This is a genomic window from Pontibacter sp. HJ8 (genome assembly GCF_054824225.1).
On the sequence record NZ_JSYF01000083.1, the window covers coordinates 1 to 15,079 of the forward strand.

Genomic DNA, 15,079 nt, shown 5'->3' on the forward strand with positions numbered 1-15,079 from the left:
CAGGAACTGTTACCTCCTGCTCGCCTTTAAGTCGCAGCAAACATGCCATCGTGGTAGATGACTACGGTAGCATGCGCTATATCAATGGCCGCCCTGACAAAGTGAACAAAAAGTGGAAGAAGAATTCTTACAAGCCCAAAAATAACAAAGTGGCAAAGCGGAGAATGGCAGATTGATAAGATGAAGTGGCCGGTCCCCGAAACCATATAACCGGCAGGCGATCGGAGCAAGCGGTTGTGCTGGCGCTACTTTTAGCAATTGGTTGCGTATAGGCACCTATGGCAGAACTACATACACATTATAGCCGCACCCCGCGCAGTGAAAAGCTGAAGTGGGTGGACCAGGTAACGAAGCTAATGGACAACCAGTTTCGCTTGCCGGGCACCAACTGGCGTTTTGGCCTCGACCCCATCCTGGGCCTCCTCCCGGTAGTGGGTGATGTTGCCTCCTTTGGTGTATCGGCCATGCTTATTCTGACGATGGCCCGTCATGGTGCCAGTGGGAAGCTGGTCGCACTCATGCTGCTCAATGTAGGTATAGACGTGCTGATCGGCAGTATACCGATACTGGGGAATATCTTTGACTTTGCCTTCAAAGCAAATGAGCGGAATGTACGCCTGCTACGGGCACATTACGACGAAGGCAAGTACCAGGGGAGCGGCAAGGGCATCGTGATCGGTGTGGTGATCGGCCTTGTGGTTTTGTTGATCCTGCTGCTTTGGGCCATTTGGGAAGCCACCCAGTTTCTCTATCACCTGGTAGCGGGGTAAGCCTTTCGCTGTTTCAGATCCGGCCAAGAGAGCGGGCAACTGCAACAGCTTTGAGAGCGCTTTCCTCTTTGTCTTTTATTTCCAGCATGATGTCCATGTCCAGGCCTTCCGTTTCTGCCAGAAAATCGTGGAAGAGCTGCTCCTCTATACTTTGCACGTGCTTGCCTTTGCGCTCTCCCGGCGATTGCGCGCTGTAGTCCATCATCAGGATGTCGTCGCGCTCCGGCTGCCAGGTTTGTGCTGCCAATAATACCGCTTCCCGCATCGGTTCGCCATTGTTCACGCACTCGTGGTGCAGGTTATCAAAAATGACAGGCATCCCGGTCAGTTCATGCAGCACCAGGCAGTCGGTGAGGCTGTAAGTGCGGTCATCGTTTTCGACACAGAGCCGGGCTTTGACTTCCTCAGGCAACATGGTGTGGTATACCTCTGCAAAACGATGGATAGCGGATTCCTTATCGCCATAAGCACCACCGCCGTGGATCTGCAGCTTGGCTGTGGCATCCAGCCCCATCAGGTCCAGAATGGTGCCCTGGTATACCAGTTCGGCAATGCTGTTCTTCACTGTGTTTGCGTTCGGAGAGTTCAGCACCACAAACTGGTCGGGGTGCATGGAGATACGCATGTTGTGGCTCCGGATGTAGTCTCCCAGTTGGCGCAGCGTTGGTTTAAAATGGTCCTGCCAGTTGTAGGTATTGATGGCATGCGACGCAAAGGGTACCAGATCAGAGGTAAGCCGGAAGAACAGCAACCCATGTTGCACATTGTATTCCAGGATGCGTCCCAGGCAAGCCAGGTTTTGCTTTACTGTCTCCACCAGTCTTTCTTCGGAATAAGAAGCAAGGCGAAAGGTTCTGGAAGAGGAGCAATCTAAGGTTTGATTGATGCAGGGGTAACCGATCTTCATAGTGCAAGCAGGTATAGGTTTTAACCTAACCTACGCAAAAGCACATTGTTCAGCCCGAACAAAAATTATTTTACTCGTAGCCCGTGTTGTCCTTAAACAGGCGGTTATAGGCCTCCTTTTCCTTTTTGCGACGGCTCATTTCTTCTATCAGCAGGAGCTGCTGCAGTTTTTGGTTCTGTTTTCCCTCTTTGGAGAACATGTCATAAAGCAGCGACATGGGGTTTAGTATGGTAGGGGGCGGAGCCGGAGGCGGCGGCCCGGGCTCCAGTTCAGGCCGGTAACCGGGTCGCTTCACATATTCGGGTTCTTCGCGCTTCATGTTGCGCAGGGCACGCTGTATAAGTTCTTCGGAAGGGCGGCTGGTGACTTCCACCTCGCCCAGCATCACGCTATCTTCCTGCAGCACAATATTGACGCGGATCTCGGATACAGGAAGTTTCTTCGGAAGGTATAGCAAAGGCTTAAACCCAACGGCACGTACTAGCAGCGTATCTTCCTGTTCAATGTCTATCAGGAATTTGCCTTCTGCATCCGAAACTACTGCCAAATTTGTTCCATACCTGATAATGCCGGCACCGGGTATAGGGGTTACCTTATCTGACTTCAGTACGGTACCGCTCACACGGATCGTGCGCTGAGCCAGTGCAGGGAGCGTGCAGAGCAGGAGTAGCAGGGTGATCAGAAAGAGCAATGGGTGTCGGAGCATAGTGCTGCATAGCGCCACTCCTGAAGCAAGCGGCAAAAGTTAAAATCAGTACGCTGGAACAGGGCAAAAAGTATACCAGCTCCAGACTTTAAATAATGGGGCGTGTCCCGGAGTTAAAGGTACTAATTTTTGATGAAACAGGTAGGGCAGAAAAGACGAAAGCCTATAGCTACGGGCGCTACAGGCTTTCGGTACTGTTTATTTTTACGTCAGGGGAAAAGTTTGGTTTCTACTTGGCTGATTATCTGCTATTTAAAATTATAGCCTAATTTTCCGGGTTGCTCACGGGATTGACACCTGAGCCCGGATTCATGCCCGTGTACGAAGCACGGTTTTGCTCAAATTTTTTGAACTGCTCGGGTGACAGGATCGCTTTCAGCTCCTTTTCTGTATTGGCCTGGATGCGTTCACGCTCTGAGTTCATTTCCGTTTCTCTCATCTGCAGGTTGTTATTGTTGCCGTCGTTCATGTTGCTATTGCCCCGATAGGCATTGCCCTGGTTGTTGGGGCGTTTGGCATCCAAATTAGTAGAGGGGTTCTTACTCGTATCATTGCGGGTGTCGTTGTTGGCCTGGCCCCCCATGCGGTTGGTCTCGGTATAGTTATAGCGGTCTTCGAGTTCGCCCATGCGTCTTTCCCGTTCAAACAACACCTGCTGTACCCGTTTGCGGGCGGTTGTGTCTAACTTCAGGTCAGTTGCCATTTGTCCGGCTAGCTGTTCGGAGTTTTGACGCCATGCTGCCTCCGTGTCCATATCCGAAGCGGCTGTCTGTTCTTCCCCATATCCTCTGATCTGGTTCGGATTCACAGTTTCATCCTTGTTCGCATCGGCTACCTCTGTCGTGGTACCCCTGTCTTCGGTACAAGACGCAAACAGCATGACACTCACTACTCCTATAGAATAAAATATCTTTTTCATAGATTCAAGAACTTTAAGTTTGGCTTAAAATACGGGGTCTGTTGTGTTTAAATAGTACAAAACATATTTAACCTGTCCTAAGCTTTTACGGGAGGGGTAGGTTAAGGTTTATAGGAGAGCAGGTGCCGGATAAAGCTGAATTTCTTGATAGTATGTTTATAAAGTACTTTGCGTGGATGGATTCGTGTGTAGGAAGACGCGGGTTATCAGGTATAGGCGGAGTCCAGTGTATGAGTAAAAATATAACAAAATGTATATAGGGGATGTACCAAACAAAACCAGCCGGCATAAGCTGCCGGCTGGTTTTGTTTGGTACACATATCTTGAAATGGATGAGCTGTTTAAGCCTGCTTTAATTCGAAAACAGTGATTTCGGGCAGAAAGCCGACTCTTCCGGGATAGCCGAGGAAACCCAGACCCGTATTTACGTACAGGTACTGCTTGCCTTGTTTGTAAAGGCCCGCCCATTGATCATAAACGTATTGCACCGGGCTCCATTTCAGGCCGGGTATATTCACACCAAACTGCATGCCATGGGTATGGCCGGAGAGGGTCAGGTCAATGTCCGGGTACTTTTGGTTGATCTCAGCGTCCCAATGCGAAGGGTCATGCGAAAGCAGCACCTTGAACGGGCTGTTTTCAGCCCCGCTATAGGCTTTGCTCAGGTTGCCATACTTCGGAAAGCGCGCCTTGGCCCCCCAGTTTTCCACACCCAATACTGCAATGTGTTCCCCGTCTTTTTCGATCAGCCGGTTTTCATTCATCAGGATCTGCCAGCCCATCTTGCCATGCGACTCTATCAGCGTCTGCAGGTTGCGGGTTTTGGCCTCATTGCTTTCCCAGGCCACATAGTCCCCGTAGTCATGGTTGCCCAGCACAGAGAAGACGCCATTACGCGATTTGATCTCTTTGAGTGTGTCCAGGTGGTCGGTCAGTTCGGTGGCCACATTGTTTACCAGGTCACCAGTGAAGAACACCAGGTCTGCTTCCTGCTGGTTGATGAGGCGGACGGCTTCTTTGAGCGGCTCCGCTGAGTTAAAGCTCCCCGTGTGCAGGTCGGATATCTGGAGCATCTTGAAGCCGTCAAATGCTTTGGGCAGGTTGGGGAAATGCAGAGTTACCCGTTTTACACGGTAATCGTAGGCGCCCTTCACCATACCATAAATAAAGGCGGTAAAAGGAACAGCTGCCACCAGCAGCCCCATCTGGTTGATAAACTTGCTGCGGGACGGATCATACGCCGGCCCACTGCTGCTGGCATGGTTGATAACGATCTTGCCCAGACGCAAGGCGTCGTCTACAAACAGGAACAGCACCACCACCAGTTTAGACGCGAAGATGATGAAGAGGGTACTGGCCAGGTATGTTTTGTACGCATCCGGTGGTGTGCCTCTTGTTAAGGAAGCCAGGAGAAAGGTGATCGCCGTGATGCCAAACACAGTCCAATACAGGACATAGATGATGCGCTGGGCAGAAATGGTCAGGCCTTGGGTAACCGTTTTGATAGCCTGAAACACATAAAAGTCCACCAGGAACAGTATGAATAGAACCACTCCTATTGAAAAGTAACGTTGCATAAAGTATGGTTAATGCTGCAATGGAACAAACAGAGGCAGCAAAAGTTTGAATTTAGAGTTAAGTGAAAAAAGTAGGGGACAGGGCCACTTACTATGAACTATTTTAAGGAGAAACAGATTCACCTATCATCCTGATTCTCTAACAAATACTATACCGTTGTGGAAGAAAGCCCGGCTACTGCAGAAATGTCATACTCTGTTTCCTCGCTCAATATCAAAACCTGGGCCGAAGAGGACCGTCCGCGCGAAAAGCTGCTCCTCAAAGGCAAGGCAGCACTGAGCGATGCCGAACTAATTGCCATCCTGATCGGCTCGGGGACGCCCAAACTGACAGCGGTCGATGTTGCCAAACTCATCTTATCGGCTGTGGGCAATGACCTGAACGAACTGGCCAAACTGACGGTAAAAGACCTGACGAAGCACAAAGGTATAGGCGAAGCCAAAGCCATCAGTATCGTGAGCGCGCTGGAACTGGGCCGCCGCCGCAAAGAGACAGCCGTGGCCGCCAAAACCCGCATCACCTGCTCCACGGATATTTATAACTACATCAAGCCCCAACTCCTGGACCTGCCGCACGAAGAGTTCTGGATCATCCTGTTGAACCGGGCCAATGTGGTCATGCGGAAAGAGAGCATCAGCAGCGGGGGAGTGGCCGGTACGGTGGCCGATCCGAAGATCATCTTCAAAAAAGCGCTGGAGCAACTGGCCAGTTCCGTCATCCTGGTGCACAACCACCCGAGCGGCAATACCAAGCCCAGCGCCGCCGACATCGCCCTCACCAAAAAAATGAAGGAAGCCGGCACTTTCCTCGACCTCCCCATTCTCGATCACATCATCTTCACTGACAACGACTACTACAGCTTCGCTGATGAAGGAATGTTGTGAGTTTGTGAGTTTAGGAGTTTGAGAGTTATGAATGATGAGTTAAGATTCAGGTATGGAGGGCAATAAATCAAGTAATTTTGCTTTTGGAGAAAGCCTAAAGCTGCGCACCAAGGAATTTGCTCTGCGGTGTATCAAATTGTTCCGGGCACTGCCTCGACAGGCCGATGCGTATGTGTTGGGCAAACAATTTTTGCGCTCAGCCACTTCGGTTGCTGCAAACTATCGTGCCGCTTGCCGGGCAAGGTCGAATGCCGAATTTGTGGCTAAAATAGGTATAGCTTTGGAAGAAGCTGACGAATCGCTTTTTTGGATTGAGCTGTTGGAAGAATCAGGTATAATGGCTACCAGCCGCCTTGCTTCTCTAAAGCAAGAAGCCGATGAACTAACCGCCATCCTGGTTACAATTAGAAAATCATCCTACAAAAGCAATAATTCCCCAACTCCTAAATTCTCAAACTCCCAAACTCTCTAACTCTCAAACTCCAATATTTCCTTCACGCGTCCTACTTCACCGGTTTCAAGGCGCACTTTGATGCCGTGCGGGTGATTGGGAGATTTGGTCAGGATATCTTTTACGTAGCCTTCGGTGAGGTCGCCGCTGCGCTGGTCTTCCTTGAGCACAATGTTCACGTGCAGGCCTGGCTTGATGTTGCTTCTTTTTGTTCCGTCCATTGTATATTGGTTATTTTTCCTGCTTTTTGGGGATGATGTGTAGGAATTCTTCTTCATCATTTAGGCTCCAGCGCACTGGTGCTGTCACCTCCTGTTTTACCACTTGTACATGTTCTATCATGTTCAGGTCAGCCAGAATCAGATTCGTGTCTCTTATAAGTTTGCTGTTGATCACTACTTTCAGATTTTGTTGCGCAGAAGGTATGGCGAAGTGGGTGTAGATGTCCTGCAGTCGTGCCAGGGTTACACCGGGTTTGGTCTGAATCAGGATCGCGCTGTCTTTGGCCTTCTTGCCAAATTTGTTAGTGGCATTAGCATCTTTATGTACTTCAACGCTTTCAATAGTTTCGGGAGAGAACAAGATAAGGCTCGGTTGTACGGTTTGCTGCCCATTGACCTGGATGTAAGGTTGGTTCTCGTTTCTCGCGACAACTGCTTGCTTGTGATGCTCCTTTGGGTGAATGAGTTGCTGCTGTGCAAAAGCCTGTAAGCCGCATCCGGTCAGGAGTAACGTGGTGATGAGTTTGCTTAACTTCATTTTCTTAAACAATAATTTGCCTGCAGGTATAGGTAGCTTTCGGCTTCTATTTTAAATTCAAGCGCGCTCTACCGCCGGTGCTTGCGGATAGTGTACCAGGTGTTTGCAATGGCTAGTGCCAGGCCAGACCAGATAAAAGACCAGCCAATAAATTTGTTGTCGAAGAAGTGACCAATGTTGATAACTGCCCCTGTTACTGCCAACAGCACAGCAATAATCCCGATGTAGTTAATAGTTTTTTTGTTGCTCATGCGCTGCTATACCTGTGGAGAAACAGCAACAGGCACTAAGATGAGAACTTGTTGCTAGAAGCAAGATACATATATTTTTTAGGTATAGCGCTTCTGATTTCAGATTCAGATCACTCCCGCCGGCTGATTTTCTAAGCCGTTTACTTTCTGATTTCCAAACCCCTGAACACAGGAATCTTTCTCAACCACATCAGGCGTTTTGGCCGGGTATAGGCAATGGCTCCCAGGTCGGGCAGGGTCTGAGGACTAACCGACCTTCCCGTCAGGTCGTGTGTCGCGGCTGCGAAAGGGAAAGGTGTAGCCACCGCGACGCCGTTTCCTCTGATAGGCGAATTTTTCCGGGGTCTATACCTGTCCTGCAACTTTTTCAGGTTAGCTGGATAGCCGATGGTGCCTGCCGTGCCGGGTGCTGCCAGCAGTGGATTGGCCACTATTCCGGTCGGATGACCGTTCCGAATCTCCTGCTGTGTACCCTGCCGGAAAGCGGCCAGCGAGGTATAGGCATCCTTGCCCCAGCTGAAGGTATAGGTACTGTCTTCGCTGAAGTAGGCGTTGTGCTCAAAAGCTACTTCCAGGGCGGTATCAGCTGCTGCCACGATCATCGGGGCTCCGTTCCGGCTGTAGAAGAGGTTGTTGAAGAACCGGACGTTGTAGTGGCCGCCACTCTTAAAGAAGACACCTCCGCCCGAGGGAGCTTTCGCTTTATCAGCAAAGATGGTGTTGTTGTATACGAGCAGGTCCCGGTTGCCGCCGTTGTTGTTCTGGTCTGCTACCCACAGGGTTATGCCTTTGTAGCCGTTCTTGCGGCCGTCGTTCTCCGAGATGTTATACCTTATGATGTTGTTGTACATCGGCCGTGCCCATTCAAACTGCGCGATCAGGAAACCGGCTCCGTCGTTGTCGTGGGAGTAGTTGTATTGCATCACGGAGTTGGTCACGCCGCCATCCAGATCAAAGCCACCCCCGTCGCAGCCGCTGCCGGCCCCCATGTTGTAGGCCTCGTTGTACTGAATGGTGATGTTGTTGGCATCCCAGGCCCAGATACCTACAGGCCCGCCGCAATACACGTTGTTCATGCCGGAGGTATGCACCACGCTAAACTCGATCACGCCGCCATCCACGTCGGACATTTCTATGCCGCAGCCGCTGTGCTTTTGGGGCAGGGGCAGGGCGTAAATGTGGTAAACATGGCAATGGCCGATGTATACGTTGAGGTGCGCATACCCTTTCTTATGCTGATCAAACGCTCCCCAGGTGTTGATGCCTTCCGAGCCGATATCATGGACGGCGGCATTGGTGATCCGCACGTCGCGGAAGCCGCTGTTGCCCTTCGAGCCGCCTACCGATATACCTGATTTCCGGAAGCCGCTGACCTCCACCTGGTCCAGGACAATATGCGGCAGTTTCACGTCGCCGGGCAGGTCGTTGTAGAACAGGATGCCGTGGTTGCGGTTGGTGGTATAGCCGCTGCCCCTGAAGTTCAGTTCCCAGATCTCCAGGCTTGCTACGTTGTAGGCAAACAGGCCATAACTGGTGTCCGCATCGATGGTGGCCCTGCCTGTTCCGAATGAACTTATGCGGACAGGCGCTTCCCCTGATGTAATGTTGGAGGTATGGAAGTATAAGCCGCCTTTGAAGGTAGCTCCTCCTTCCAATAAAATGGTGTCGCCGGGGCTGTACCGGTGTTTGTTTACTTGATCGATAGTGCGCCAGGCTGTTTTGGCGGAAGTGCCCGGGGAGTTATCGTTGCCAGTGGAACTGACGTAGTAGGTACTGGCCAAGGTCGCGTAAGGTAGCAGAACGAACAAAAGCAGGATGAAACGTTGCTGCATAGCAGGTTCAGGTCGTTTAAAAATTTAGCTGGCTTTTTGCCAGGTACGCCAATCAATTATTTTTTATCCTCTGGCTCAGGAAGTTCCAGTTCGGAGACATGGAGCTGGCGCAGCATAGAGCTCTTTTTGTGCTGATGTTGCTGCATCCGTTTGAGGATATCATCGAGCAACTCAATTGCCTGGAGTATATAGGCCCCTTTGTTGAGCATCACGCAGTCAGCTCTTTGCGACATCGCAGCATCCGTGATTTCGGCCCGCGACGGCCTGCCTTTTTTGGAGAGCGATTCCAACACCTGCGTGGCCCAGATCACCGGGATATGGGCCGCTTCGCTCAGCCACAGGATCTCTTCCTGCACTTCGGCCAGCCGTTGCCAGCCACATTCCACGGCCAGGTCGCCCCGGGCGATCATCACCCCGACAGGGTGGGTCTTCATGACGGTGAGCAGCAGGTGGGGCAGGTTCCGGAATCCTTCTTTGGTCTCGATCTTGAGCACGATGCCCATTTTTTTGGCCTCCAGCCGCTTCAGTTCGGCATGCAGCTTCTCGATCATTTCCGGGTGGTTGACAAACGAAAGGCTGACAGCGTCGGCATATTTGGCCACGAAAGCGAGGTTTTCTTTGTCATGCTCGGTCAGGCTTTCCAGGTGCAGCTTGCTCTCGGGCAGGTTAATGCCTTTGTCGTGGAGCAATTTGCTGCCGTTTTCTTTGGCGTGTGTGATCTTTACCATCAGGAACTCGTCCTCCGATCTCATGATCACGCCTTCTATCTTGCCGTCATCAAACAGGATCGGTTGTCCCTCCTTCACCTGGCTGAAAATCTCGGGCAGGGTGCAGGATATATGCGCCGGTTTTACAATGTGCCCTTCTGCATCATACAAAGCAGGCTCTCCGGGTATCGGCTCTTTGTTCAGAATCAGGAGATCATCTTTGCGAAGCATAATAGGATCTACGCTGACAGGGAGCTCGCCCACCTGGGTGGTCCGGTCCAGGGCATTGGCTTTGCTGATGGTGAGGCTGGTGCCGGTGCTGAGGTAGGAGGTTTTGAAGAGGTGCGCAATCACCCCTTTTTCCATCCGTTGGATCACGGTAAAGGACCGGTCCCGGCCGCGCGTATCTTTGAACTTGAGCTTATCCCCGCGCTGGAGCTGTGACACCCACTCGGCTTTGAGCGGCAGCGCGGCATCTACCGGCACATCGCAGGCCACGTTCTTCGGGGCCAGCCATACCTTGGCAGGCGATACCAGCTGACCGAATGCATTCTGAATAGGGCGAATGGCAATGAGGGCCGGTCCGGGCTTCAGGGGGCCGGTGCGTAACTTAGGCCCCATCAGGTCCATCAGTATTTTGCAGCTCTGTCCTGTTTCCTTCTCCGCCCTGCGCACTGCCTCCACCATGCTGAGCCATACCTTCTCATCGTCATGGGCACAGTTGATACGGGCGCAGTCCATCCCGGCACGCATCATGCGCACCAGCAGTTCATAATCATTTGCCAGATCGTTGGAGAAAGTGACCATGATGCGCGTACTCCGGTTAGCAGGCGCCGGACCCAGCAGTTCGTTGTTGTGGGTGGCCAGTAGTTCGCTGCTCTCCGAACTGGAAACAGCCAGCTGTTTTCTGACAGGCGCACACTCGAGTAAATGACACAGTATGTCACGCACTGCCTGGAGGCTGGCCAGCACATGCCCCTCTGCCCGCCCGAGTGACGAAAGACCCAGCTGTGCCAGGCTTTCCTGCAGGTGCCGGATGTCGTGCTGGCGCAACGAGAGATAATGCACCAAGTTGCGGGCACTCTTTCTGAAAGAAGGATGAACCTGTTTGATAGCCGGAGAAAATTTTTGCTCCAGCTCAAGGGCATCCTGGTGGAGGCCGTCAAGTTGTGTGAGTAGCTCTCTTAGTTGTTTTTCGTCTGGCTGCATGGCTGAGTTCAGTTAGTGGGGCATACTAGTTAACGGGGCATATTATCAAACTGGTATAGACAGGGTAGGGTTGCCCTGTCTACTTGTTAAATATATAGTTTAATTAAATATAAGGTATAGCTGGAAAAGTGGAGGAAGCGACTGTGTTATGCTCAAAACTTTGTTCGGAACACTTCCTTAGCTCTGCTTTGCAGGCCGGGTATGATTTCCGGATTCCGGAAAGCCAAAAAGCCGAAGACAAGTTTTTTCAGATTAGAACTATCCTCCCCAAAAATTTGCGAAATTGCAGAAAAATAAGCCACATCTGCTATGCAACGTCCCTTCAAGCTGCTTATACTGGCCGGTATTGCGCTGGTGCTGTTTTACTTTGTCCGGGAATCCTTTCTCAGTGACGACAACTACCTGATTCCGCTTCAGAAAGAGCGCGAAGAGAAAGACCTGACGTTCAGGGGCAGAACCAACAGCCCGTTTGAGGAGGCCGACCGACGAACCTTCAAGAACCTGGTGTATTATGAGCCCAACCTCGATTACCGCGTGAAGGTGAAGCTGGAGGAGCTGGAGCAGAAAGATACGCTGCACATGCCCATGACCAACGGCAGCACAGAAGCCTACATCCGGTATGCCCACGCCTCCTTCACCCTGGAAGGCCAGCCGCAACGCCTGACGCTCTATAAAAAAGTGAATGAGGAGAAAGAGGAGCTGTTTGTGCCTTTCACCGACAAAACAAACGGGTTTGAGACCTATGGTGGCGGACGCTACATCGATGTGCCTTTCAAAGAAGGAGCCAAAACGGCTACCATCGACTTCAATCGCGCCTACAGCCCTTTCTGTGCCTACAACGCGGAGTATGTGTGCCCGGTGCCGCCCAAAGACAACCGCTTGACAGTGGCTATACCTGCCGGGGAGAAGACGTACGACAAACCGCACATGGGTCTGGAGTAATTTGGGACACAGGACGCAAGAATCAAGACACAAGACCAAAATGGTGGGCAGATCATAGTTAAAACCACGACGAGTGAACAAGGCGGGTTGGGAACTGCAGCGTACGAGCACTAATCCACTAGGTACCTCTTTGCTATACCTTGTTTTGCAGGGCTACCTTTCCCTGTAATGTGACAGGAAAGCTAAAATCTTGCATCTTGTTCCGTATGTCCTGTGTCTTACATCTTATGTCTTCGAAAATAATCCTTAATTTTGGAGAAATTGGCCTCTTCCAAAAGAAGATATACCTTAAAGAACAACAGAAATAACCATGCTGATTTCATTCGACTGGCTGAAACAACTGATTCATATAGATAAACCGGCTGAGGAAGTCGGTGCTTTGCTGACGGGCGCTGGCCTGGAAGTAGAGGCGATCCATACCTTCGACCAGGTACAGGGTGGCTTGGATGGGATCGTGATAGGAGAGGTGCTCACCTGTGAGCGCCATCCGGATGCCGACCGCCTGAGCGTAACGACGGTTGACATTGGTACCGGTGAGCCGAGCCAAATCGTATGCGGCGCCCCCAATGTGGCAGCCGGTCAGAAGGTGGTGGTGGCCACCGTGAACAGCACGCTTTACCCTACCGGGGGCGAACCGTTCAAGATCAAAAAATCGAAGATCCGTGGGGCTGCTTCAGAAGGGATGATCTGTGCCGAGGATGAGATCGGGATTGGTACGTCGCATGCCGGCATCATGGTGCTGGACACGGACCTGCCCAATGGTACTCCGGCCGCTGCGTACTTTGGCCTGGGTTCGGACAAGGTATTTGAGATCGGACTGACGCCTAACCGCGCCGACGCTGCTTCGCACTTTGGCGTGGCCCGTGATCTGAAGGCATTGACCCAAGTGCCCTATACCTTGCCTTCGGTAGAAGATTTCAAAGTAAAGAATACCAGCCGCCCGATTGCGGTAGAAATAGAGAATACCGAGGCCTGCCCAAGGTATGCCGGCGTAACAGTGAGCGGCGTGAAAGTAGGCCCTTCGCCGGAATGGCTGCAAAAGCGTTTGCGGGCAATCGATTTGTCGCCGATCAACAACATCGTGGATGTGACTAATTACGTGCTCCACGAATTGGGTCAGCCGCTGCACGCTTTTGACGCAGACAGGATCAAAGGAGACAAGATTGTCGTGAAGACACTGGCCGAAGGCACCCCGTTTGTGACGTTGGACGGTATCGAGCGCAAGCTCAAGGCCACTGACCTGATGATCTGCAATGCCGAGGAGCCGATGGCCATCGGTGGTGTGTTCGGTGGCAAAGCATCCGGTGTGTCCGAAGAGACAACGAGTATATTCATCGAAAGCGCCTATTTTTCGCCGGACTCTGTCCGCCGGACAGGTATGGCGCATGGCCTGAAAACAGACGCATCGTTCCGCTTTGAACGCGGCACGGATCCGAACATGGTGATTCTGGCGCTGAAGCGTGCTGCGCTTCTGGTGCAGGAAGTGGCCGGCGGGGAGATCAGTTCCGAGATAGTCGACGTATACCCGCAGCCGATCCAAAACTTGGAGCTGACACTGAGTATAGAACGCACACACACGCTTATCGGCCAGCACATCGGCGCGGAGCGTATGAAGTCCATCCTGACGGACCTGGGTATAGAAGTAACAGGCGAATCGGAAACGCATCTGAACCTTTCCATTCCTCCCTTCAAGGTGGATGTGACGCGGGAGGCCGACGTGGTAGAGGAGATTCTGCGCATCTATGGCTTCAACAACATTGCCGTGAGCGAGCACATGGCTTCTACCTACATGGCCAGCTTCCCCAAGCCGGACCCGGAGCACCTGACCAGCACGATCCTCGACTACATCTCTGCCAACGGGTACCACGAGATCATCACCAACTCCATTACCAACTCCAACTACTATGCGCCGGCAGGCGAGCAGGGGATGGCCGGGCTGGTACGCGTACTCAATTACAACAGCGAGGACCTGGACGTGCTCCGCAAAACGATGGTGTTCTCCGGATTGGAAGTGCTGCGCTACAATATTAACCGCCGCCAGCGCGACCTCAAGCTATACGAACTGGGCAAGGTATACGAGCAGCTGGAAGACGGTTACAAAGAGAGCCGTCGGCTGGCTCTCTTCATAGCCGGCAACACAACAGCCGAAAGCTGGAAGCAGCCGGGTATGAAGGCAAGTTTCCACGATCTGGCCGGCCTGGTGCAGAACGTGCTGCAAAAACTCAACGCGGCAGATTACGAAGTGCAGGCTCTGGAGCCAAACAGTTACATGCGCCAGGGGATCGCTTATGTGAAAAATGGCACCGTGATCGCAGAGGTAGGTATGCTGGATGCCGGCGTGACCCGCTTCATGGACGTGAAGGAGCAGGTATGGTATGCCGAACTCAACTGGGATTACCTGCTCAAGAAGTACAAAGACAAACTGGTGGCCGAAGACTTGCCGAAGTTCCCGGAAGTGCGCCGCGACCTGTCGCTGGTGCTGGACCGGAACGTGACCTTTGAACAGGTGAAGCAGGTTGCTTTACGAACGGAGCGCAAGCTGCTGCAAAGCGTGAACGTATTCGACGTGTACGAAGGCGATAAGATAGAAGCAGGCAAGAAAGCCTACGCATTGAGCTTTACACTCCTCGACAGGCAGCAGACACTGACCGATAAAGTGATCGAAAGTGTGATGAACCGCCTGATGCAGCAATTCGAAAAACAGTTAGGGGCCATTATCCGCAAATAAGTATGCCGAAGGACAAGCAACTGCAACAGATCCAGTCTATTGAGGACAAAGTACGTAAACTCTTGAGCAAACACGCCGAGGTGCAGCAGCGGCTTGTAGCTGCCCAGGAAGAAATTAAATTCATCGAGTCGCTGTTAGAGGAAAAGGAACAGCAAATAAAAAATTTTCAAAATCAAGAGAATATTGTTAAAATTGTAGACACGATAGCAGGAAACACTGCAAATTCGACAGAGTTAAAGCTGAAGTTAAACGAATATATCAGGGAAATTGATAAGTGTATCGCTTACTTGCGTGATTAGCAGGCCACTATAGCAGTAGAATAGATCAGTCCGTTCTACTGCCTTTGAAAAGGCGCTAATACGAGAGTAGCTTTAAACTATAGAAACGCAAAGGATGGGTGAATTAGCAATTAAGATTCGCATCGCAGAACGCGAGT

Annotated in this window: 15 protein-coding genes; 6 read left to right on the forward strand and 9 right to left on the reverse strand. The window is 51.6% G+C overall.

The genetic code is table 11. The annotated features are described in order from the left end of the window. Positions 1-278: 278 nt before the first annotated feature. A complete protein-coding gene (locus tag OB13_RS05090) occupies positions 279-770 on the forward strand; it encodes a DUF4112 domain-containing protein (RefSeq protein WP_461489067.1) in 492 nt (163 codons plus the stop codon). 13 nt (positions 771-783) lie between these two features. Here the strand turns inward: OB13_RS05090 and uvsE are convergent, their stop codons facing one another. The 4 genes from uvsE to OB13_RS05110 all read right to left on the reverse strand — a co-directional run bounded on the left by uvsE (position 784) and on the right by OB13_RS05110 (position 4,879). After that, positions 784-1,677 carry a UV DNA damage repair endonuclease UvsE gene (gene uvsE, locus OB13_RS05095; RefSeq protein ID WP_461489068.1) on the reverse strand — a complete coding sequence of 298 codons (894 nt, stop codon included), beginning with the start codon at positions 1,675-1,677 and terminating at the stop codon, positions 784-786. Between the two features lie 70 nt (positions 1,678-1,747). Further along, positions 1,748-2,383 (reverse strand): carboxypeptidase-like regulatory domain-containing protein, encoded by a 636-nt coding sequence (locus OB13_RS05100; protein ID WP_461489069.1) that lies wholly within the window; start codon positions 2,381-2,383, stop codon positions 1,748-1,750. Between the two features lie 265 nt (positions 2,384-2,648). Continuing rightward, the gene (locus OB13_RS05105; RefSeq protein ID WP_461489070.1) at positions 2,649-3,302 is read right to left on the reverse strand and encodes a hypothetical protein; all 654 of its coding nucleotides are present in this window, start codon (positions 3,300-3,302) and stop codon (positions 2,649-2,651) included. A gap of 341 nt (positions 3,303-3,643) precedes the next feature. Then, positions 3,644-4,879, reverse strand: coding sequence for a metallophosphoesterase (locus OB13_RS05110; protein WP_461489071.1), 1,236 nt, complete (start codon positions 4,877-4,879; stop codon positions 3,644-3,646). A 186-nt stretch (positions 4,880-5,065) separates the two neighbouring features. Here OB13_RS05110 and radC point away from each other — a divergent pair, with 186 nt between their 5' ends. Then, positions 5,066-5,764, forward strand: coding sequence for a RadC family protein (radC, locus tag OB13_RS05115; RefSeq protein WP_461489072.1), 699 nt, complete (start codon positions 5,066-5,068; stop codon positions 5,762-5,764). A 52-nt stretch (positions 5,765-5,816) separates the two neighbouring features. After that, a complete protein-coding gene (locus OB13_RS05120; protein WP_461489073.1) occupies positions 5,817-6,236 on the forward strand; it encodes a four helix bundle protein in 420 nt (139 codons plus the stop codon). Here OB13_RS05120 and OB13_RS05125 read toward each other — a convergent pair. From OB13_RS05125 to OB13_RS05145, 5 genes are all read right to left on the reverse strand, one after another. Then, entirely contained in the window at positions 6,233-6,436 is a 204-nt protein-coding gene (locus tag OB13_RS05125; protein WP_461489074.1) for a YwbE family protein, read from the reverse strand. The two genes, OB13_RS05120 and OB13_RS05125, sit on opposite strands and share 4 nt — an antisense overlap. Positions 6,437-6,446: 10 nt before the next feature. Continuing rightward, positions 6,447-6,974 carry a hypothetical protein gene (locus OB13_RS05130; RefSeq protein WP_461489075.1) on the reverse strand — a complete coding sequence of 176 codons (528 nt, stop codon included), beginning with the start codon at positions 6,972-6,974 and terminating at the stop codon, positions 6,447-6,449. 68 nt (positions 6,975-7,042) lie between these two features. Further along, positions 7,043-7,225: a hypothetical protein gene (locus tag OB13_RS05135; RefSeq protein ID WP_461489076.1), complete on the reverse strand. Its 183-nt coding sequence runs from the start codon at positions 7,223-7,225 to the stop codon at positions 7,043-7,045. A 140-nt stretch (positions 7,226-7,365) separates the two neighbouring features. Next, entirely contained in the window at positions 7,366-9,057 is a 1,692-nt protein-coding gene (locus OB13_RS05140; RefSeq protein WP_461489077.1) for a hypothetical protein, read from the reverse strand. A 56-nt stretch (positions 9,058-9,113) separates the two neighbouring features. Beyond that, complete coding sequence (locus OB13_RS05145; protein WP_461489078.1) at positions 9,114-10,973, reverse strand: pyruvate kinase; 1,860 nt, start codon at positions 10,971-10,973, stop codon at positions 9,114-9,116. 309 nt (positions 10,974-11,282) lie between these two features. Here OB13_RS05145 and OB13_RS05150 point away from each other — a divergent pair, with 309 nt between their 5' ends. From OB13_RS05150 to OB13_RS05160, 3 genes are all read left to right on the forward strand, one after another. Further along, the gene (locus OB13_RS05150) at positions 11,283-11,915 is read left to right on the forward strand and encodes a DUF1684 domain-containing protein (RefSeq protein WP_461489079.1); all 633 of its coding nucleotides are present in this window, start codon (positions 11,283-11,285) and stop codon (positions 11,913-11,915) included. Between the two features lie 310 nt (positions 11,916-12,225). Beyond that, entirely contained in the window at positions 12,226-14,643 is a 2,418-nt protein-coding gene (pheT, locus tag OB13_RS05155) for a phenylalanine--tRNA ligase subunit beta (RefSeq protein WP_461489080.1), read from the forward strand. Positions 14,644-14,645: 2 nt separating this feature from the next. Then, a complete protein-coding gene (locus OB13_RS05160) occupies positions 14,646-14,942 on the forward strand; it encodes a hypothetical protein (protein WP_461489081.1) in 297 nt (98 codons plus the stop codon). Positions 14,943-15,079: the final 137 nt, after the last annotated feature.